Raw genomic sequence first — 20,988 nt, forward strand, 5'->3', positions numbered from 1 at the left:
GTCGTCCGCGGCTGACGGCGCGAAGTGCGTTCAGCCCCTGCCCTGCACGACGCCCGGGCGGCCGGGCAGGCGGATCGCTCCGGTCGCGAGCCCCGTCCCCGCGAGGATCACCGCGCATCCCGCAAGCATGTTCAAGGTGATCGCCTCGTCGAGCAGCATTGCCCCCCACAGCATGCCGAAGACCGGAATCAGGAAGGTGACGGCGATCGCACGCGCAGGGCCGATACGTGCGATAAGGCGGAAGTACATGACATAGGCAACGCCGGTGCAAGCGAACGCGAGCAGAAGAACGGCGATCCAGGCCTCTTGCGCCGGCATCGCTTGCGGCCAAAACCAGACGGCGAAGGGAGCGAGCACCAGCGCGGCGTAGAGCTGGCTGCCGGTCGCAATCGCCATGGGATCCACGCCCGACAGGTAGCGTTTGGTGAAATTCGCCGCGATGCCGTAGTTCAGCGTCGCCGCAAGGCAGGCGGCCACCGCCCAGCCCGATCCCCCGGCACGGAACGAAGCCTTGCCCCACACCAGGATCAGGACGCCCAGCACGCCAACGAGCAGGCCGACGGTCGCAGGGCCGGACAACCGGTCCTTGAGCCAGACCCACGCGACCACAGCGGCAAACAGCGGCGACGTGGCATTCACGATGGATGCGAAACCCGCCGTGACGGACAGCGCGGCCCAGGCGTACAGTACGAAGGGCAAGGCGGAGTTGGTCACGCCGACGAAGAGCAGCGGTCCGGCCTTGCGCCACAGCGGGGCGAGTTCTCCGCGCCATGCGAGCACGGGCAGCAGCAACAGGGCTGCGAGACCGACCCGAAGCTCGATCAGCGCCGCGGGGCCGAACTGAGGCGCCGCAACCCGCATGAAGAGAAACGATCCGCCCCACAGGGCGGCAAGGATCAGCAGTTCGGATGCGTCACGCGGTTTCATTTCCGCTCCCGAAAACGTCGGCCCGCCGTCGAGGCACGATTGCCCCGGCCTGCGGCGGAACCGCTAGAATTTCTGTTTCATCATACCGAGCCGTGCCCGCCATGAACCTGTCACAACAACTGCGCATCGAAATTCAGCGCAATGTCGCCGCATCGCTCGCCGAAGACGTCGGCACCGGCGACCTGACGGCGCGCCTGATCGCCGCCGGAACCGACGCCCGCGGCCGGGTGATCACGCGCGAAGAGGCCGTCGTGTGCGGCACTGCCTGGTTCGATGCCGCCTTCGCGGCGCTGAGCTCCGCCGCCACGATCATCTGGCACGTGCGCGACGGCGACCGCGTCGAGGCAGGCCAGGTGCTGTGCGACGTCGTCGCCAACGCACGGGTGCTGCTCACGGCCGAACGCACCGCACTCAACTTCCTGCAACTGCTGTCCGGCACCGCCACTGTCACGCGCGGCTTCGTCGACGCGGTCGCGGGCACCGGCGCGAAGATCGTCGACACGCGCAAGACGCTGCCCGGATTGCGCCTGGCGCAGAAGTACGCGGTCGCCGTGGGCGGCGGGACCAACCACCGCGTCGGCCTCTACGACGGCATCCTGATCAAGGAAAACCACATCATCGCGGCGGGAAGCGTCGCCCGCGTGATGGAGGAAGCGAAGAAGATCGCTCCCTCCAACGTGTTCATCGAAATCGAGGTCGAAAACCTCGATCAGCTCGAGGAAGCGCTGGCCGCCGGCGCGAAGATGATCCTCCTCGACAACATGGACCTCGCGACGATGCGCGAGGCGGTGCGCATCACCGCCGGCCGCGCCGAACTCGAAGCCTCGGGCGGCGTGAACCTGGAGAAGGTGCGCGCCATCGCCGAAACCGGGGTCGACCGAATCTCCATCGGCAGCCTCACCAAGGACGTCCGCGCCCTCGACCTGTCGCTGCGCCACATCGAGGAGTAAGCGGCCCCGGCGCGGGGCCGGGAACCGGTTCCGCGCGCTTCAGGCCTCGAGGTGCTCGACGATGAAACGCTTGACCGCGTCGACGTCGGGCGCCATCACCTCGACCCGCTGCGGCAGCGCCTCGATGCCTTCGAGTTCCGCGGGGCGTTCGGGCTCGCGGCCGAGGGCCTCGCGGATCGTGTCGGCGAACTTGACCGGCAGCGCGGTCTCGAGCACCAGCAGGGGCACGCCGGCAGGCACGGAGTCGGCACAGTCCCAGGCCACCTTGACCCCGTCCGCGGTGTGCGTATCGACCACTGTTCCGTATGTCTCGAACACCTGCTTGATGGTCGCGAGCCGGTCGGCATGGGTGCTGCGGCCGGAGACGAAGGCGTAATTCCTGGAATCGGCAAACTCGCCGCTGGCAGCAAGATCGAACGTCCCGCCGGCGTCGACGGACTTCCACAGCTCGGCGACGCGCTGCGGGTTGCGGCCGACGAGGTCGAAGACGAAGCGCTCGAAGTTCGACGCCTTGGAGATGTCCATCGACGGACTCGACGTGACCTGGGTTTCCGCGGCCTTGCGCGGACGGTACACGCCGGTATGGAAGAACTCGTCGAGAACGTCGTTCTCGTTCGTCGCCAGGATCAGGCGCGAGACCGGCAGGCCCATCTGGCGTGCGATGTGGCCGGCGCAGATGTTGCCGAAATTGCCCGACGGCACGCAGAAGGCGACCTGCTCGTCGTTCGACTTCGTCGCGGCGAAATAGCCCTTGAAGTAATACACGATCTGGGCCGCGACACGCGCCCAGTTGATCGAATTGACCGCGCCGATCTTGTACTTCGCCTTGAATGCGGCGTCGTTCGAGACGGCCTTCACGATGTCCTGGGCGTCGTCGAACATGCCGGTGACGGCGATGTTGTAGATGTTGGCGTCCTGCAGCGAATACATCTGCGCGCGCTGGAAGGGGCTCATCTTGCCGTGCGGGGACAGCATGAACACGGTCACGCCGTGCTTGCCGCGCATCGCATATTCGGCGGCCGAGCCGGTGTCGCCGGAGGTCGCGCCGAGGATGTTGATCGTCTCGCCGCGCTTGTCGAGCACGTACTCGAACAGGTTGCCGAGGAGCTGCATCGCCATGTCCTTGAACGCCAGCGTCGGGCCGTTCGACAGCTCGAGCAGGCCGAAACGGCCCGCTTCCAGCCAGCGCACGGGCGTGATGTCGGCCGCGTTGTCGCCGGGGCGGACGAAACGATAGACGTCGGCGGTATAGGTCTTGTCGCAGATCGCCTTGAGGTCGGCCGCGGGGATGTCGGTGATGTACTTCGACAGGATCGCGAAGGCGAGATCCGCGTAGGACATCCCGCGCCATGCGTCGAGTTCGGCACGCGTCACCTGCGGGTAGGTCTCGGGCAGGTACAGGCCACCATCGGGCGCGAGACCGCCAAGCAGGATGTCGCAAAACTCGGGACGGGCGGCGTGGCCGCGGGTGGACAGGTACTTCACGGGCAGATCCTTAAATGGGTGTGTTCGTCAGAGGACGAAAGGCACGGCGACGCGGAAGTTTCCGCATGCGGCCGTGCCTGCCGTCGCGCCCGCGCCCGCGCCCCGGAAGATCGACGCGCGGGTCCGCACGGGGCGATTACTGCAGGTTTTCCATGCGCAGGCGCGTGATCCTGCCCTGCACGACGGGAAGCGCCTCGATCTTTGCGATTGCGGCGTTGGCGTTCTTCTCGACCGTTTCATGCGTCAGCATGATGATGTCGGTCTGGAACGAGCCCTCGGGGGCTTCCTTCTGGATCATCGCCTCGATCGAGATGCCGCTGTCGGCAAGGATGCGGGTGATGTCGGCGAGCACGCCCGGCTTGTCCTCGACGCGCATGCGCAGGTAGTAGGAAGTGATGACTTCCTCGATCGGCAGCACCTTCAGGTCGCGCACCTGGTCCGGCTGGAACGCGAGGTGCGGCACGCGGTGCTCTGGGTCGGCGGTGTGCAGGCGGGTGACGTCGACGAGGTCGGCGATCACGGCGCTGGCCGTCGGCTCGGCGCCGGCGCCCTTGCCGTAGTACAGGGTCGCACCCACCGCATCGCCGTGCACGACGACGGCGTTCATCGCACCCTCGACGTTGGCGATCAGGCGCTTGGCGGGGATCAGGGTCGGATGCACGCGCAGTTCGATGCCTTCCGGGCGCATGCGCGAGATGCCCAGCAGCTTGATGCGGTAGCCGAGTTGTTCAGCATAGGTGATATCGACGCTGTCGAGCGCGGTGATGCCCTCGACGTGGGCGGCGGAGAACTGCATGGGCACGCCGAACGCGATCGCGCTCATGATCGTGGCCTTGTGCGCCGCGTCGATGCCCTCGATGTCGAAGGTCGGGTCGGCTTCGGCGTAACCGAGCGCCTGCGCTTCCTTGAGGACGTCGGCGAACGGCAGGCCCTTGTCGCGCATCTCCGACAGGATGAAGTTGGTCGTGCCGTTGATGATGCCGGCGAGCCACTGGATGCGGTTGGCCGAGAGGCCTTCGCGCAGGGCCTTGATGATGGGGATGCCGCCGGCGACCGCCGCCTCGAAGGCGACCATCACGCCCTTCTTCTGCGCGGCGGCGAAAATCTCGTTGCCGTGCACGGCAAGCAGCGCCTTGTTCGCGGTGACGACGTGCTTGCCGTTCTCGATCGCCTTGAGCACCAGCTCCTTCGCGATGCCGTAGCCGCCGATCAGCTCGACGACGATGTCGATCTCGGGATCGGTAACGACGGAAAAGGCGTCGTCGGTGAGGCGCGGGCCGGGGCCGGCGACTTTGCGCGCGAGTTCGAGGTTTTTGTCGGCCACTGCAGTAATGCGGATCGGGCGACCGGCGCGACGGGTAATTTCCTCCTCGTTGCGTTTCAGAACGGTGAAGGTACCGCCACCGACGGTACCGATGCCCAGCAGGCCAACATTGATCGCTTTCATAAGAACTCGTTGAGTTTTGTCTTCAGATGGGTGAAACGGAGTGCTTCAGGTGCCGTGACGCTTGCGATAGCTTTCGAGGAAGCGTGCGACGCGTCCGATCGCGTCGCGCAGGTCGTCTTCGTGCGGCAGGAACACAAGACGGAAGTGATCCGGGTGCGGCCAGTTGAAACCGGTGCCCTGCACCAGCAGCACGCGCTCCTGCTCGAGCAGCTCGGCGATGAAGGCCTGGTCGTCCTCGATGGGATACATCCTGGGATCGAGCTTCGGGAACATGTACAACGTCGCCTTCGGCTTGACGCAGCTGACGCCTGGGATGGCAGAGATCAGCTCGTAGGCGAGGTCGCGCTGGCGGCGCATGCGCCCGCCCTCGGCGACGAGATCGTCGATGCTCTGGTAGCCGCCCAGCGCCGTCTGGATCGCGAACTGCCCCGGCACGTTCGCACACAGGCGCATCGAGGCGAGCATGTTGAGCCCCTCGATGTAGTCCTGGGCGTGGCGCTTGTCGCCGCACACGACCATCCACCCGGCGCGGTAGCCGCAGGATCGGTAGTTCTTCGACAGGCCGTTGAAGATGATGGTCAGCACGTCCTCGGACAGTGCGGCCATCGACGTGTGGGTGACGCCGTCGTACAGAACCTTGTCGTAGACCTCGTCGGCGTACAGGATCAGGCCGAATTCGCGCGCCAGATCGATGATGCCGCGCAGGATCTCGTCCGGATACAGCGCGCCGGTCGGATTGTTCGGGTTGATGACGACGATGGCGCGTGTGTTCGGCGTGATGCGGGCGCGCATGTCGTCGAGGTCGGGCAGCCAGCCGTTGGCCTCGTCGCACAGGTAATGAACCGGACGGCCGCCGGACAGGCTCACGGCCGCGGTCCACAGCGGGTAGTCCGGCGCGGGGACGAGCACCTCGTCGCCGACGTTGAGCAGCGCGTTCATCGCCATCACGATCAGCTCGGACACGCCGTTGCCGATGTAAATGTCCTCGATCGTCACACCCTTGATCTGCTTCTGTTGGGTGTAGTGCATCACCGCCTTGCGCGCCGCGAAGATGCCTTTGGAATCCGAGTAGCCCGCCGAGTTCGGCAGGTTGCGGATCATGTCCATCTGGATTTCTTCAGGGGCGTCGAAGCCGAACGCGGCGAGGTTGCCGATGTTCAGCTTGATGATCTTGTGCCCCTCGTCTTCCATTTGCTTGGCGCGCGTGAGGACCGGACCGCGGATGTCGTAGCAGACGTTGGCGAGCTTGGCAGACTTGCGGACCTGCGGGAGCCGCGGGGCTTCGGGCTGCCCCTTCGTTTGTTCGGGCGGGACAGCAACCCGCAGTTTCGGCTCGACGCTCATCGCACTCCGTCCTTTCTTTCGCATGTTCCACTCCGCGCCGGACTCCCGGCGCGCCGTCGGCCCCGTGCCGCACGGGCATGCAGCTGCCGGTGGGCCGGAAAACCAAAAGAATGTATCTTATCCAAGCCTGTATCCCCCGGCAATTTTGCCGACCGAGCGAATCCCATGAAACTGAACCTCCAACAGAAAGCCGACCTCAACGTCGTAACCGGCTACGGCACAGACCACCTGATGATCAACAAGGCGCGGCACGACGGCAGCACGCTGGTCACTGCCGACCGCATCGTCGCCAATTGGGCGCCGGGCGGCCTCGCGGGCCTGAGCGCCGACGATTTCGCCGTGGTATGCGAGCTGAGGCCCGAAGTGGTTCTCATCGGCACCGGGAGCCGCCAGCGCTTCCCTACGCCGCAGGTGCTGCGCCCGCTGATCGAGGCACGCATCGGCTTCGAGATCATGGACTTGCCGGCGGCCTGCCGCACCTACAACATTCTCGTCGCCGAGGGGCGCTCCGTCGTGGCCGCCCTGCTCTTCGACTCGGACTGAGGACAGGGGCGCTCCCGGAATACCACCGGCAGCGCCATCCGGATCACGCAGCCGTTGTCATTCCCCCGGCTCCTCCGCTACGCTGATTGCGACAACCGACAACGGAGAGCCCCATGAATACGACAAACACGGCGTCCGCGGCCGACTTCACGCTCCCCGCGACCGGCGGCGCGAGCGTCACCCTCTCGGCACTGCGCGGGCGCAAGCTCGTCCTGTACTTCTATCCGAAGGACAACACCCCCGGCTGCACGAACGAGACCGCCGACTTCCGCGACCACCACGCGGAATTTCAGGCCGCCGGCTGCGACGTCTTCGGCATTTCGCGCGACAGCCTGAAGTCGCACGAGAACTTCAAGGCCAAGCTCGACCTGCCCTTCGAGCTGATCTCCGACGCCCAAGAGGCGGCGTGCAACGCCTTCGGCGTCATCAAGATGAAAAACATGTATGGAAAGCAATCGCGCGGGATCGAGCGCAGCACTTTCGTCATCGACTCCGAAGGTGTCGTCCGGCGCGAGTGGCGCGGCGTGAAGGTGGCCGGCCACGCGCAGGAAGTGCTGGATTTAGTGAAGAGCCTGTAATACTCCCGTTCAACCCGACGACCCGAGCTTCAACCACGCCATGACCAAACGCGCGCCAAGCAGCCGGAACACCAAGCTCTTCGTCCTCGACACCAACGTGCTGATGCACGACCCGACCAGCCTGTTCCGCTTCGAGGAGCACGACGTGTTCGTGCCGATCATGACGCTGGAAGAGCTGGACAACAACAAGAAGGGCATGTCCGAAGTTGCCCGCAACGCGCGGCAGGCGAGCCGCATGATGGACGAGATCGTGAGCTCGTGCCCGGCCGACATCGCCGACGGCATCGAACTCAAGGCCCCGTCGCGGGAACTCGCGACGGGCAAGCTCTTCCTGCAGACCGAAGCGATCAACATGGCCCTGCCGGCGGCCCTGCCGACCGCGAAGGGCGACAACCAGATCCTCGCGGTGGTGATGCATTTGGCCGAACGCTTCCCCAAGCGGCCGGTAATCCTCGTCTCCAAGGACATCAACATGCGCATCAAGGCCCGCGCGCTGGGCCTCGACGCGCAGGACTACTTCAACGACAAGGTGCTGGAGGATACGGACCTCCTCTACACCGGCTGGCGCGAACTGCCAGTCGATTTCTGGGACACCCACGGCAAGGGAATGGAGTCCTGGAAGGAGGACGGAAGGGCCTATTACCGCATCAAGGGTCCGCTCGTGACCAGCATGCTGGTCAATGAGTTCGTGTTCCAGGACGGCGAATCACCGCTGCAGGCGTGGGTGAAGGAACGGGACGGGCGCAGCGCCCTGATCGAGACGCTGATCGACTACGCCCACAACAAGAACAACGTGTGGGGCATCACGGCGCGCAACCGCGAACAGAACTTCGCGCTCAACCTGCTGATGAATCCGGAGATCGACTTCGTCACCCTGCTGGGCCAGGCGGGTACCGGCAAGACGCTGCTGACGCTCGCCGCGGCCCTGACGCAGGTGCTCGAAGCCAAGCGCTACTCGGAGATCATCATGACCCGGGTGACCGTGCCGGTCGGCGAGGATATCGGCTTCCTTCCGGGCACCGAGGAGGAGAAAATGGCGCCGTGGATGGGCGCGCTCGAGGACAACCTCGACGTGCTCAACGGCACGGCGGGCGAAGGCGGCGACTGGGGCCGCGCGGCCACACGCGACCTGATCCGCTCGCGCATCAAGATCAAAAGCCTGAACTTTATGCGCGGGCGCACCTTCATCAACAAGTTCCTGATCATCGACGAGGCGCAGAACCTGACGCCGAAGCAGATGAAGACGCTGATCACGCGCGCCGGCCCCGGCACCAAGGTGGTATGTCTCGGCAACATCGCGCAGATCGACACGCCCTACCTCACCGAAGGCAGCTCGGGCCTGACCTTCGTCGTCGACCGCTTCAAGGACTGGCCGCACTCCGGTCACATCACGCTGCAACGCGGCGAGCGCTCGCGCCTGGCCGATCACGCAGCGGAAGTGCTCTGACGCCCGCCGGGCGGTGGCCCCCGCACCGCCCCGGCGATACCCCTGACCAGAGCCGGGAATTTGTCCTGGATCATCCCGGCTTGCCGGGATGCAGCCTATAATGCGCAGGTTTTTTGCCTGCGAAAGCCCCCATGCCCGCTGCCGCCCCGGAAATGCTGGTTGGAGCCAGTTCGGACTTCCTCACGCGCTTCTCGCCGTTCAACCGGATGGAGCCGGAGGCGCTCGAATTCCTCGCCGAACGCGCGACCCTGGCGTTCCACGCGCGCGGCAGCGAAATCCTGACGCCGGAGATGGGGCAGCCGACGCACTTCCACATCGTGCAGCGCGGCAAGGTACAAGCCCGCCAGCTCGGCCCGGCGAGCGTCACCGACTACGCCGCGATGACGCTCGGACCGGGCGAATGCTTCCCGATCGGCGCGATCTCGGCGCAACGTCCCTCCACCAACGCCTACGTCGCGGTGAAGGACAGCTTCGTATTCCAGCTGCCGGCGGAAGACTTCCTCAAGCTCATGCAGATGAGCCCCGTCTTCCACGTCTTCTGCACGCAGTACATCGCCAGCCTGCTCAACCAGTCGCGCCAGCAGCTGCAGAGCACCTTCGCGCAGCGAGCGGCCGAGCAGCAGACGATGACGACGCCGCTCGGCCAACTGGTGAAGAAGGCGCCGATCTTCGTCACGCCGGACAGCTCGATCCGCGCCGCGCTCGAGAAGATGTCCGAGATGCGCATCGGCTGCATGGTGATCACCGACGCCGAGCAGAAACCGCTCGGGATCCTCACGCAAAGCGACCTGCTGCCCCGCGTCGTGCTGCCGGGCCTCGACCTGCAGCGTCCGATCGGCGACGTGATGACCGCAACGCCACACGTCATGTCGGCTTCCGACTCGGCCTACGACGCCGCCCTCGAAATGGCGACGCACGGCGTGCGCCACCTGCTGGTGGTCGACTCCGATGGCCGGCTGAAGGGCGTGGTTTCCGAGCGCGACCTGTTCACGCTGCAGCGCATCGGTTTGCGCCAGATCCGCTCCAGCATCGAAGGTGCGGACGACCTCGAAGCCCTGCAGCGCGCCAGCCGCGACATCCGTCAGCTCGCGCTCAACCTCATCGCCCAAGGCATCGGCGCGGAGCAGCTGACGCAGTTCATCTCGGCGCTCAACGATGCCCTGACCTGCCGCATCATCGACCTCGCGCGCGCAAGGCACGACCTTTACGGCATCGATTACGCATGGCTGGCCTTTGGCTCGGAAGGCCGCCACGAGCAGACGCTGTCGTCCGACCAGGATAACGGCATCATCTATGCCTGCCCCGACGGCGCGGACCAGGCCGCGCTGAAGAACCGCCTGCTGGCCTGCGCCAAAGAGGTGAACGAGAACCTCGCCGCCTGCGGCTTCCCGCTGTGCAAGGGCAACATCATGGCGAGCAATCCCGAGCTGTGCCTCACGCTCGAGGAATGGAAGGGGCGCTTCGGCGACTGGATCCGCGAACCCGACCCGCAGGCCCTGCTCAACGCGACGATCTTCTTCGACTACCGCGTACTATGCGGCAACGAACGCCTGGGCGACCAGCTGCGCGCGTGGCTCAACCGCACGGCGAAGGCCTACTCCAACTTCCTGCGCCTGATGGCGTCGAACGCGCTGCAGGTCGCGCCGCCGCTCGGGCGCATCCGCGATTTCGTCGTCGAGGACGACGGCACGATAGACCTGAAGAAGTCGGGGGCACGCCTGTTCGTCGACGTCGCACGCATCCTCGCGCTGCGCGCCGACGTCGCATCGAGCAGCACCGTGCAGCGGCTGCGCCAGGCGGGCAACCGGATGGGCATGCCAGCCGAGGAGATCGCCGCGCTGATCGACGGCTTCCACTTCATCCAGCTGCTGCGCCTGCGCGCGCAGCACCTCGACACCGAACACGACGCGCCGGGCGACAACTGCATCGACCCGGACACGCTCAACGAACTCGACCGGCGCATCCTCAAGGAAGCGTTCCGGCAGGCCCGCAAGCTGCAGCTGCGGCTGAAGCTCGACTACCAGCTATGAACTGGCTCACCCGCCTGCTCGGCACCCGCACGGACACGGCCTCGCTCGACGCCGCGCTGCGCGACGCCATCGCAAGCTGGGAGGCGCTTCCGGCGCCCGAACTGGGCAGCGCGCATTTCGAGACGCGCTACGTCGTCATCAACACCGAGGCCACCGGACTCGACCTCGACAAGGACCGCCTGCTCGCGGTCGCGGCGATTGCGATCGACCGCGAGCACCTGTCGCCGCACGACAGCTATTACGCCCCACTGGAGCCCGATGCGGCGACGGCGCTGACGAATCTGCTCACGTTTGCCGGGAAAGGCCCGGTCGTGGTCTTCAACGCGTCGTTCAACCGCAGCCTGCTCGAACGCGCGCTCGACGAACACCTCGGTCTCACGCCCGACTGGACCTGGCTGGACCTGCACTGGCTCCTGCCTGCCCTCTACGACGAACACATCGACGGACCGGCCCGCCTTGCCGACTGGATGAAAGCCTTCGGCATCGAGACGTTCCAGCGCCACCACGCGCTGGGCGACGCCTGGGCGATCGCACAGCTGATGCTGGCCGCGCAGGCGCGCGCACGCGCGCTCGGTCTGAACACCCCACGCAGCCTGGCGGACCTGGAACACAGCCGCCGACAGTTGAGGCGCCACGGATGAATAGAATTTCCCCCGCACGACCCATGCATCACCGCCTGACGACCCGTATCGTTGCACTGCTCGCCACGACAACCCTGTTGATCGCCCCGCCGGCGGGCGCCGTGGACACGCCCACTCCAGCGGACCAGGCCGCCGAGGCGACGTCGTCCTTCGACCGCTACGGCACCGCGGCGCAGGATCTCATCAACCAGGGCATGGAGTATCTCGGGATCCGCTACCGCTTCGGCGGCAACTCGCCCGAGACCGGTCTCGACTGCAGCGGGCTCGTCCAGAACGTCTTCCGCAACGCCCTCGGTCTCAACCTGCCGCGCGCCGCGCGCGACATGGCCCGCGTCGGCGAAAAGGTCGGCGTGCAGGATCTCAAGCCGGGCGATCTCGTGTTCTTCAACACGATGCGCAAGGCCTTCTCGCATGTCGGCATCTACGTTGGCGACGGCCGCTTCCTGCACGCCCCGTCCAGTGGCGGCGAGGTGCGCATCGACGAGATGAGCCAGAGCTACTGGGCGAAGCGCTTCAATGGCGCGCGCCGCATGGTTCCGGAAGGCGACCTGGGCCTGCCGCAGGCAAACTGACGGCCACAAGGCGGTCCGTTGGAAGCTGCAGTCGCTTCGACCGCGGGGTCGCCGACCGACGTTGCCGGAGACCATGGATTGCAGCGGTGCTCGTCCTTGTGGGAGGAGGCCGCCGCATGACGATCACAATCCGATAATCGCGATCTTTAAGGGGAGTTCGCCCCCTTCTACTCAGATTTGCGCGGCCAGCTCCGGCACAACTTCGAACAGATCGCCCACCAGGCCGTAGTCCGCCACCTGGAAGATCGGCGCTTCCGGATCCTTGTTGATCGCGACGATCACCTTGGAATCCTTCATGCCCGCGAGGTGCTGGATCGCGCCCGAGATGCCGACCGCGATGTAGAGCTGCGGCGCGACGATCTTGCCGGTCTGCCCGACCTGGTAGTCGTTGGGCACGTAGCCCGCGTCGACCGCGGCGCGCGAAGCACCCAGCGCGGCGCCGAGGGCGTCGGCGAGCGGCTCGAGCAGCTTGTGGTAGTTCTCGCTGTTACCGAGGCCGCGACCACCCGAAACGATGATCTTCGCCGCACCGAGTTCGGGACGTGCGCTCTTGGTCAGTTCGCGGCCCTTGACGGTCGTCAGACCCAGATCGGCACCGGCAGCGACGGCTTCCACGGCAGCGGAGCCACCCTGGCCGGCGGCTTCGAAGGCGGTCGTACGCACGGTCATCACCTTCACGGCGTCGGCCGACTTCACGGTGGCCATCGCGTTGCCGGCATAGATCGGGCGCACGAAGGTGTCGGCCGACTCGATGCCGGTGACGTCGGAAATCTGCGCCACATCGAGCAACGCGGCGACGCGCGGGGCGACGTTCTTGCCGTTGGCGGTGCTGGGGGCGAGGATGTGGGTGTAGCCTGCAGCATTGGCGACAACCATAACGCGCACCTTGGCGACGCCCGCGACCTTTGCCGCCTGCTCGGCCGCCGCGCCGCAGTTGGCGCCGGCGATCAGCACGTGGACCTCAGTTGCCAACTGAGTACCGAGCTTGGCCGCGGCCGAAACGGTGTTGAGGGTCGCGGCCTTCAGGCTCGCGTTGTCGTGTTCTGCAATAACCAGGATCGCCATGTTCAGATCACCTTCGCTTCGTTCTTGAGCTTGTCGACGAGTTGCGCGACGTCCGCAACGCGCACGCCGGCGCTGCGCTTGGGCGGCTCGGCCACTTTCAGCGTCGCCAGGCGCGGCGCGACATCGACACCGAGATCGGCCGGCTTGACGATGTCCAGCGGCTTCTTCTTCGCCTTCATGATGTTCGGCAGCGTCGCGTAACGCGGCTCATTGAGGCGCAGGTCGGTGGTGATGACCGCCGGCAGCTTGATCTCGAGGGTTTCGAGACCGCCGTCGATCTCGCGCGTCACGGTGGCAGCACCGTCGCCGAGCGCGACCTTCGACGCGAAGGTGGCCTGCGGCCAGCCCATCAGCGCGGCCAGCATCTGGCCGGTCTGGTTCGAGTCGTCGTCGATCGCCTGCTTGCCGCAGATCACGACCGTCGGCTGTTCCTTGTCGCACAGTGCCTTCAGCAGCTTCGCCACGGCGAGCGGCTGCAGCTCGGTGTCGCTCAGTTCACCACACTCGACGAGGATGCCGCGGTCGGCGCCGATCGCCATCGCCGCGCGGATCGTTTCCTGGCAGGCCGCGACACCGCAGCTCACCGCCACGACCTCGGTCGCGATGCCGGCTTCCTTCAGCCGCACGGCTTCCTCGACGGCGATTTCGTCGAAGGGGTTCATGGACATCTTCACGTTCGCAATATCAACGCCCGTGCCGTCAGCCTTCACTCGCACCTTGACGTTGTAATCGACTACGCGTTTGACGGGTACCAGAATCTTCATTGCATCGTCCTTGTCATGAAAAGCCCCTTGGCGGCGCGGCGGCCGGCAAGGGGCTGAACACCGACCCTCAGATCACTTCTGCGGGTCGTAGAGTTTTTCCTTGATGAACAGCGCCGGCACGAGGCCACACAGGAAATACGCACCGCCCATCACCAGAAAGCCCAGACCGATGGAGCCCTCGGTCGCAAGGTAGCCGATGACCGCCGGGGCGAAGGCCGCGCCGATGCGGCCGACGTTGTAGGCGCCGCCAACCGCCGAACCGCGGATCCTGGTCTCGAAGCTCTCGGTCATGTACGTCGCATTGACGCCATAGGGAATGCCATAGATGAAACCGAACGCGATCATCAGATAGACGATGTTTTCGGGCGAATTGAAGAACACGATCACCGGCAGGAACACCGCGGCGCCGAAGCCGCCAAACGCATACACGACACGCCTGCCGAACTTGTCTGCCATCCAGCCGGCGACGATCTTGCCGAGAATCATCGCAACATACGTGCCGACCATATACGCGGTCATCGACTTAAAGTTCATGCCGAGCTCTTTTTCGAGATACGTCGGCATCCAGTTATTCACGCCGTAGTAGCCGAACTGCAGGAAGCCTGCCGTCAGCGACCACAGAATGAACATGCGCCGATGTGACGGATTGCCGAAGATGAGCTTCAGCGCGCTTTCCTTCGGTTCGGACGCGGCAGTAATTCCGGCAGCCTTGTCGGCGGCACGCTTGTCCCGCGCGGCCAGCCAAGCGGGCGGCTCGGGGACGATGCGCTGCATGATCACGGCCATGACGACCGGGACGATCGCGATATAGAACAGCCAGCGCCAGCCATACGTCGGCAGGATCCACCCGGCGAGCAAGGTCGCGACCACATAGCCGACGGACCAGCCTGCCTGCAGCGTGCCGAGCACGGTCGTGCGATGCTTGGTCGGCACGTATTCGGCCATCAGCGTGTTGCAGACGACGTATTCCGCGCCGAGGCCGAGCGCCGCGATGAAGCGGAAAATCGCGAATTCCTCGAAGCTGTTCGTCGTACCCAGCGCCGCGGTGCCGACCGAAAAGACGATGATCGTCCACACGACGGTGCGTACGCGACCGAAACGGTCGGCGGCCCAGCCACCGAAGATGCCGCCGATCGCCATGCCGGCGAGCGTGATGCTGCCCAGCATGCCGGCTTCGACGTTCGTCAGGCCGAATTCCTTCTTGAGGCTGGACAGGCTGTACGACAGGAACATCAGGTCGGCCCCGTCGACCATCAGTCCGAGGAACGCGAAGATGAATACCGCGATCCAGGTCTTTTCTTTTGCCGGGGCAGCAATCTGCCCGTTGGCCGTCATTTCCATGACTCCTCCTCTAATATTGCTGAGCGCGTAACGGGGCGCTCCGGACCGAAAATCAATCCTGGGACTCAGTTCGCGGCGTCGCGGATCATGTTGCGGGCGATCACGAGCTGCTGGATCTGCGTCGTGCCTTCGTAGATGCGGAACAGGCGCACGTCGCGGTAGAAGCGCTCGATGGCGTATTCGGAGACGTATCCGGCACCCCCATGGATCTGGACAGCGCGATCGGCGACGCGGCCGCACATCTCGGAAGCGAACAACTTGCAGCACGAGGCTTCGGTGGAGATTTTTTCCCCCTTGTCGCGGCGGCGGGCGGCGTCGAGGATCATCGAGCGCGCGGCGTAGATTTCGGCCTTGCTGTCGGCGAGCATCGCCTGGATCAGCTGGAATTCGGCGATGGGCTTGCCGAACTGGCGGCGTTCCATCGCATAGCACAGCGCGTCGTCGAGCATGCGCTCGGCTGCCCCGACACAGATCGCGGAGATATGCAGCCGCCCCTTGTCGAGCACCTTCATCGCAGTCTTGAAGCCGACGCCTTCCTTACCGCCAATGATGTTTGCGACCGGCACGCGGCAGTCCTCGAAGATCACGTCGCTGGTGTGCGCGCCCTTCTGGCCCATCTTCTTGTCGGTCTTGCCCAGCGACAGCCCGGGGGTTCCCTTGTCGACGAGGAACGCGGTCACGCCACCCGCGCCCTTGTCTTCCGGGTTGGTTCGGGCCATGACGGTGTAGACGCCGGCTTCGGGCGCATTGGTGATGAAACGCTTCGTGCCGTTGAGGACGTAGTGGTCGCCCTCGCGTCGGGCAGTCGTGAGGAGCGATGCCGCGTCCGAGCCGGAGCCGGGTTCGGTCAGCGCGAACGAGGCGATCAGCTCGCCCGACGCCAGCTTCGGCAGGTAATACGCCTTCTGCTCCGGGGTGCCGTCGACGATCAGCCCTTGGGAGCCGATGCCGTTGTTCGTGCCGATCAGAGAGCGGAACGCGGGCGAGGTCCTTGCGATCTCGAACGCGACCAGCACTTCCTCTTCCATCGTCAGGCCGAGCCCGCCGTATTCCTCGGGGATGCACAGGCCGAACAGGCCGAGCTCGCGCATTTCGGCGACGATTTCGGCGGGGATCTCGTCGGTTTCCGCGACGAGCGACTCGGCGGGGACGAGCCGCTCGCGCACGAAACGCGAGAGGGTGTCGAGAAGGGCGTTAAGGGTTTCCTGGTCGCGAATCATCCTGTTTCCTAGTACTTATAGTCGGCCCATCGAACCGCCGACGCGTTTCACAAGGCTCACCAGCCGCGGTCCGATGTCTTCCACGAGCTTTTCAGGGGTGAGCATGAAGGCGGGGCCGCCGCAGTTGAACGCCATGAGGCCGCTGTTCGGACTCATGAACGGGACACCGACGGCGTAGATGTCCTTGTCCCAATCGCCCAAGGAAATGCAGAAGCCCCGTTCCGCGTAGTCGCGGAATCCCTGCTCGATGCCGGCCTTGATGCGTGGCCATTGCGCCTCATCGCGCAGGCGAATCTGATCCATCAGGAAATTGCGCTCCGCCTCGGGGGCGCCGGCGAGATACGCGCGCCCCATCGACGTCGTAGCGAGCGACAGGCGTGCGCCGATTCCACGTTGCAGGCTGATGGGGGCGCTGCTGCGCACGGTCTCCACATAGACCATGCTCAGGCGGTCGCGAATGCCCACCGAGACGGAGACGCGCGAGTACTCCGCGAGTTCTTCCATCAAGGGTCGGGCGATCTGGCGGATGTCGAGGTTCGACAGCTTGGCGTAGCCGAGCGACAGCACGCCGGCGCCGAGGCTGTACTTGCCGAGCGTGTCGATGAAATCGAGGTAGCCGAGCTTCACGAGGGTGCCGGCGAGGCGCGAAACGGTGGGTTTCGGGATGCCCGTGCGCCGCGCCAGTTCGGTGATGCCGAGATAACGCTCGCCGGGGCCGAAACAACGCAGCACTTCGAGACCGCGCGCCAGGGCCGTGACGAACTGCCGGTCCTTGCCTTGCTCCTCGTCGTCGAAACGTTCGATGTCGTTGCTCTCGTGACTGTGCGCCACCCCGGTCTCCTTTTTCTCGGGCCTTTGCGGGCCCGATTGCGCGAACTTTTTCAATGTTGTCATTGCGGTTTTCCCCCAGTCAACTTTTTCGATCCGCTGATTCGCTGTGCGGACCATTCACGGCATATTTCGGCCTGGGCGCCTTTTGTGGGAATTATTCCCCATATTCCCAAGCAGTTAGAGTACGGTTTACAACGCCATTTCGATTCAGTACTGTTACGTCGATGTTCCATTTTACACACCATTGATTCGCTGTGCGGACCAAAAGCCATGAACGAAGTCCTTCTCGCGGGACCGTCGGACGGCGTCGCCGTTCTGACCATTAATCGCCCCGAAGCCCGAAACGCGCTGAACCAGAGGGTGCGACAGCAACTCGCCGAGCACTTCGCGGCCCTCGGACGCGACCCGGAAACGCGTTGCATCGTGCTGACCGGCGGCAGTAGTTTCTTCGCAGCGGGCGCCGACCTGAAAGAGATCGCGGGCGCCTTCCCGATAGAGTTGCATCTGCGGAATGTTCACCGCCTGTGGCAGGCGATCGCGGAATGCCCGAAACCCGTCATCGCGGCCGTGAACGGCTATGCCCTGGGCGGCGGCTGCGAACTCGCGATGCACGCCGACATCATCGTCGCGGGCGACGGCGCGAAGTTCGGCCAGCCCGAGATCAAGGTCGGCATCATGCCCGGCGCGGGCGGCACGCAGCGCCTCACGCGCGCGATCGGCAAATTCCAGGCGATGAAGCTCTTGCTCACCGGCCAGCCGATCAGTGGCAAGGAAGCGTTCGCGATGGGGCTGGCGAGCGAAGTGGTGCCGGACGATGAGGTCCAGGCGCGTGCGCTCGAACTCGCGCGGATGATTGCCCAGCAGCCGCCGCTCGCCGCGACACAGATCAAGGAAGTCCTGCTCGCGGGCCAGAACGCGCCGCTCGATGCCGCCCTGATGCTCGAACGGAAGGCCTTCCAGCTGCTGTTCGCGAGCGAGGACCAGAAGGAAGGCATGGCCGCCTTCTTCGAAAAGCGCAAACCCTTCTATCGAGGCCGATAAATGAACTCATCCTCCAATTCGCCGACGCTGCTCGGCATCGTCGGTGCCGGCCTGATGGGCCGCGGCATCGCGCAGATCGCGATCCAGGGCGGCATTTCCGTCCTGCTTTACGACAATCGCCCGCGCGGCGCGGAAGAGGCCCGCGGGGCGATCGCGGCGACGCTGACGATGCTCGCGGACAAGGGAAAGATCACCGCAGCCGACGCCGACGCGGCCGGCGCGCGCCTGACGGTTGCGTCAAGTATCGAAGAACTGGCCCCCTGCACGACGGTGATCGAGGCGATCATCGAAAGACTCGACGCAAAGAAGGCCCTCTTCGAACAACTCGAAGGCGTCGTCGGCGACACCTGCATCCTCGCGACGAACACGTCGTCGCTATCCGTCACCGAGATCGCCGCCGCCTGCCGGCTGCCCGGTCGGGTTGCGGGTTTCCATTTCTTCAGCCCCGTTCCGCTGATGAAGATCGTCGAGGTCATCAGCGGTCCGCTTACCGATGACGGCATCGCCGACACGCTCACCGCGATGGCCCGCCAGATGGGCCACACTCCGGTGCGCGCCGCCGATACGCCCGGCTTCATCGTCAACCACGCAGGCCGCGGCTACCTCACCGAATCGCTGCGCGTGCTCGGCGAGAACATCGCCGACTTTCCGGAGATCGACCGCATCCTGCGCGAGGCGGCGGGCTTCCGCATGGGGCCGTTCGAACTGCTCGACCTCACCGGCCTGGACGTCTCCCAGCCCGTCATGGAATCGATCTACGACCAGTTCTACCAGGAGCCGCGCTTCCGCCCCTCCCCCATCGCACGCCAGCGTCTCGCCGCGCGCCTGCTCGGGCGCAAGACCGGTCGCGGTTTCTACCGCTATGACGGCAACCGCAAGCAGGAGGCGGAAAGTGCCCCCGTCCCGACACGCACGAACACGCCGGTATGGCTTGCCACGCGCGACGCCGTGGCCCACTCCGGGGTCATTGCGCTGCTGCAGTCCCTCGGCGCCGAGTTCGAGCATGGGGAACGCCCGTCGGCACACTCGCTGTGCCTCGTGCTGCCGGTCGGCCGGGACGCGACCAGCGCCGCCGTCGCCGCGCAGCTCGATCCGAGGCGCACAGTCGGCCTCGACCCGCTGTTTCTCACCGGCCACCGCACGCTGATGACGACGCCGATCACCGCGCCCGAGGTCCGTGACGCGGCGCATGGCCTTTTCGCGAGTGACGGCATTCCGGTCTCGGTCATCCGCGACAGCGCAGGCTTCGTCGCGCAGCGCGTGATCGCGACGATCGTCAACATCGGGTGCGACATCGCGCAACAGGCGATCGCCACGCCGCAGGACATCGACAAGGCCGTCACGCTGGGCCTCGGCTACCCCAAGGGCCCGCTCGCGATGGGCGACGCGCTCGGCGCCGCGACCGTGCTGCGCATCCTCGACAACCTGTTCGATTTCTACCGCGATCCCCGCTACCGCCCGAGCCCCTGGCTGAAACGCCGCGCGCTGCTCGGTCTGTCCCTGCTCACCCCGGAAAACTGATTCCCCGAACATCGAAACGAGGACCCTTCATGCTCGACGCCTACCTCTACGCTGGTCTGCGGACCCCCTTCGGACGCCACGCCGGCGCGCTCGCTCCCGTGCGTCCTGACGACCTGGTTGCGACCGTGATGCGGAAACTGCTGGCCGATTCGCCCTTCTCCCCCGAACAGGTCGAGGACGTGATCCTGGGCTGCGCATGCCAGGCCGGCGAAGACAGCCGCAACATCGCACGCCACGCCGCGCTGCTTGCCGGACTGCCGGCGACCACCCCCGGTCAGACCGTCAACCGCCTGTGCTCGAGCGGCCTCGCGGCCGTCCTCGACGCGGCGCGCGCGATCACCTGCGGCGATGGCGATCTCTACATTGCCGGCGGCGTCGAGAGCATGAGCCGCGCACCGTTCGTCGTCGCCAAGAGCGAATCGGCCTTCGGGCGCGACTTCAAGGTGTTCGACTCGTCGATCGGCGCCCGCTTCCCGAATCCGCGCATCACTGCGCAATACGGCGGCGACACGATGCCGGAGACCGCCGACAACGTCGCGCGCGAGCTCGGTCTGACGCGCGAGGAGAGCGACCGCTTCGCCGCGGACTCGCAGGCGAAGTTCGCTGCCGCGCAGGAAAGCGGTTTCTTCGACGGCGAGATCCTGCCGATCGAGGTGCCCACCGGGAAGAAGTCGCCCCCGCTGCGCGTCAGCCACGACGAGCACCCGCGCCCCGAAAGCACGCACGACGCGCTGTCGCGGCTGCGCGCGCTGCATGACGGCGGCGTCGTGACCGCGGGCAACGCGTCCGGCGTCAATGACGGCGCCGTCGCGCTGTTCCTCGGCAACCGCGCGATCGGCGAAAGGGTCGGCGCGAAGCCGATGGCGCGCATCCTCGCCGGCGCGGCGGTGGGTGTCGAACCGCGCGTGATGGGGATCGGCCCCGCCCATGCGATTCCCAAGGCGCTCGCGCGCGCCGGTCTGACGCTGGCCGACATGGACGTCATCGAGATCAACGAGGCCTTCGCTTCCCAGGTGCTCGGCTGCCTGAAGCTGATGAACGTCGCCTTCGACGATCCGCGCGTGAATCCCAACGGCGGCGCGATCGCGGTCGGACACCCGCTCGGGGCCTCCGGAGCGCGCCTCGCGCTGACCGCCGCCCGCGAACTCGAACGCCGCAACGGTCGCTACGCGGTGCTGAGCCTGTGCATCGGCGTGGGCCAGGGGCTGGCCGTCGTCATCGAACGCATCTAACGAGGAATT

The 20,988-nt window shown here is 65.7% G+C and carries 19 protein-coding genes; 10 read left to right on the forward strand and 9 right to left on the reverse strand.

What is annotated here, in order from left to right; translation table 11 throughout:
- Positions 1 to 30: 30 nt before the first annotated feature.
- Complete coding sequence (locus AzCIB_RS14375; protein WP_050416525.1) at positions 31 to 927, reverse strand: DMT family transporter; 897 nt, start codon at positions 925 to 927, stop codon at positions 31 to 33.
- Between the two features lie 101 nt (positions 928 to 1,028).
- Between AzCIB_RS14375 and nadC the strand changes: the two genes are divergently transcribed.
- A complete protein-coding gene (nadC, locus tag AzCIB_RS14380) occupies positions 1,029 to 1,877 on the forward strand; it encodes a carboxylating nicotinate-nucleotide diphosphorylase (protein WP_050416526.1) in 849 nt (282 codons plus the stop codon).
- Between the two features lie 39 nt (positions 1,878 to 1,916).
- Here nadC and thrC read toward each other — a convergent pair whose 3' ends face one another.
- The 3 genes from thrC to AzCIB_RS14395 form a co-directional block, all read right to left on the reverse strand.
- Positions 1,917 to 3,362, reverse strand: coding sequence for a threonine synthase (gene thrC / locus AzCIB_RS14385; RefSeq protein ID WP_050416527.1), 1,446 nt, complete (start codon positions 3,360 to 3,362; stop codon positions 1,917 to 1,919).
- 136 nt (positions 3,363 to 3,498) lie between these two features.
- Positions 3,499 to 4,809 (reverse strand): homoserine dehydrogenase, encoded by a 1,311-nt coding sequence (locus AzCIB_RS14390; RefSeq protein WP_050416528.1) that lies wholly within the window; start codon positions 4,807 to 4,809, stop codon positions 3,499 to 3,501.
- A gap of 45 nt (positions 4,810 to 4,854) precedes the next feature.
- Entirely contained in the window at positions 4,855 to 6,153 is a 1,299-nt protein-coding gene (locus AzCIB_RS14395) for a pyridoxal phosphate-dependent aminotransferase (RefSeq protein WP_050416529.1), read from the reverse strand.
- Between the two features lie 165 nt (positions 6,154 to 6,318).
- On the opposite strand from AzCIB_RS14395, the gene AzCIB_RS14400 reads away from it, so the two are divergent.
- The 6 genes from AzCIB_RS14400 to AzCIB_RS14425 all read left to right on the forward strand — a co-directional run bounded on the left by AzCIB_RS14400 (position 6,319) and on the right by AzCIB_RS14425 (position 11,964).
- Positions 6,319 to 6,696: an Mth938-like domain-containing protein gene (locus AzCIB_RS14400; protein WP_050416530.1), complete on the forward strand. Its 378-nt coding sequence runs from the start codon at positions 6,319 to 6,321 to the stop codon at positions 6,694 to 6,696.
- A 113-nt stretch (positions 6,697 to 6,809) separates the two neighbouring features.
- On the forward strand, positions 6,810 to 7,274 hold the full coding sequence (locus AzCIB_RS14405) for a peroxiredoxin (RefSeq protein WP_050416531.1): 465 nt from the start codon (positions 6,810 to 6,812) through the stop codon (positions 7,272 to 7,274).
- 40 nt (positions 7,275 to 7,314) lie between these two features.
- Positions 7,315 to 8,721: a PhoH family protein gene (locus AzCIB_RS14410; protein WP_050416532.1), complete on the forward strand. Its 1,407-nt coding sequence runs from the start codon at positions 7,315 to 7,317 to the stop codon at positions 8,719 to 8,721.
- Positions 8,722 to 8,852: 131 nt separating this feature from the next.
- Positions 8,853 to 10,751, forward strand: coding sequence for a DUF294 nucleotidyltransferase-like domain-containing protein (locus tag AzCIB_RS14415; protein ID WP_050416533.1), 1,899 nt, complete (start codon positions 8,853 to 8,855; stop codon positions 10,749 to 10,751).
- Complete coding sequence (locus AzCIB_RS14420; RefSeq protein ID WP_050416534.1) at positions 10,748 to 11,392, forward strand: 3'-5' exonuclease; 645 nt, start codon at positions 10,748 to 10,750, stop codon at positions 11,390 to 11,392. Before AzCIB_RS14415 ends, AzCIB_RS14420 begins: the two co-directional genes overlap by 4 nt.
- A complete protein-coding gene (locus AzCIB_RS14425) occupies positions 11,389 to 11,964 on the forward strand; it encodes a C40 family peptidase (protein WP_232299229.1) in 576 nt (191 codons plus the stop codon). The genes AzCIB_RS14420 and AzCIB_RS14425 overlap by 4 nt, the downstream gene beginning before the upstream one ends.
- Positions 11,965 to 12,135: 171 nt before the next feature.
- Here AzCIB_RS14425 and AzCIB_RS14430 read toward each other — a convergent pair whose 3' ends face one another.
- The 5 genes from AzCIB_RS14430 to AzCIB_RS14450 all read right to left on the reverse strand — a co-directional run bounded on the left by AzCIB_RS14430 (position 12,136) and on the right by AzCIB_RS14450 (position 17,185).
- A complete protein-coding gene (locus AzCIB_RS14430; RefSeq protein ID WP_050416536.1) occupies positions 12,136 to 13,029 on the reverse strand; it encodes an electron transfer flavoprotein subunit alpha/FixB family protein in 894 nt (297 codons plus the stop codon).
- A gap of 2 nt (positions 13,030 to 13,031) precedes the next feature.
- Positions 13,032 to 13,793 carry an electron transfer flavoprotein subunit beta/FixA family protein gene (locus AzCIB_RS14435; RefSeq protein ID WP_050416002.1) on the reverse strand — a complete coding sequence of 254 codons (762 nt, stop codon included), beginning with the start codon at positions 13,791 to 13,793 and terminating at the stop codon, positions 13,032 to 13,034.
- Between the two features lie 72 nt (positions 13,794 to 13,865).
- Positions 13,866 to 15,134 carry an MFS transporter gene (locus AzCIB_RS14440; RefSeq protein ID WP_050416537.1) on the reverse strand — a complete coding sequence of 423 codons (1,269 nt, stop codon included), beginning with the start codon at positions 15,132 to 15,134 and terminating at the stop codon, positions 13,866 to 13,868.
- Positions 15,135 to 15,199: 65 nt separating this feature from the next.
- Complete coding sequence (locus AzCIB_RS14445) at positions 15,200 to 16,354, reverse strand: acyl-CoA dehydrogenase family protein (RefSeq protein WP_050416538.1); 1,155 nt, start codon at positions 16,352 to 16,354, stop codon at positions 15,200 to 15,202.
- 15 nt (positions 16,355 to 16,369) lie between these two features.
- Positions 16,370 to 17,185 carry an IclR family transcriptional regulator gene (locus AzCIB_RS14450; RefSeq protein WP_050416539.1) on the reverse strand — a complete coding sequence of 272 codons (816 nt, stop codon included), beginning with the start codon at positions 17,183 to 17,185 and terminating at the stop codon, positions 16,370 to 16,372.
- 270 nt (positions 17,186 to 17,455) lie between these two features.
- Between AzCIB_RS14450 and AzCIB_RS14455 the strand changes: the two genes are divergently transcribed.
- Genes AzCIB_RS14455 through AzCIB_RS14465 form a run of 3 tightly spaced genes read left to right on the forward strand, consistent with a single transcriptional unit; the run spans position 17,456 to position 20,979 of the window.
- Positions 17,456 to 18,226, forward strand: coding sequence for an enoyl-CoA hydratase (locus tag AzCIB_RS14455; protein WP_050416540.1), 771 nt, complete (start codon positions 17,456 to 17,458; stop codon positions 18,224 to 18,226).
- Entirely contained in the window at positions 18,227 to 19,747 is a 1,521-nt protein-coding gene (locus tag AzCIB_RS14460) for a 3-hydroxyacyl-CoA dehydrogenase (RefSeq protein ID WP_050416541.1), read from the forward strand.
- 29 nt (positions 19,748 to 19,776) lie between these two features.
- Positions 19,777 to 20,979 carry a 3-oxoadipyl-CoA thiolase gene (locus AzCIB_RS14465; protein ID WP_050416542.1) on the forward strand — a complete coding sequence of 401 codons (1,203 nt, stop codon included), beginning with the start codon at positions 19,777 to 19,779 and terminating at the stop codon, positions 20,977 to 20,979.
- Positions 20,980 to 20,988: the final 9 nt, after the last annotated feature.

This window comes from Azoarcus sp. CIB, assembly GCF_001190925.1.
GTDB lineage: Bacteria > Pseudomonadota > Gammaproteobacteria > Burkholderiales > Rhodocyclaceae > Aromatoleum.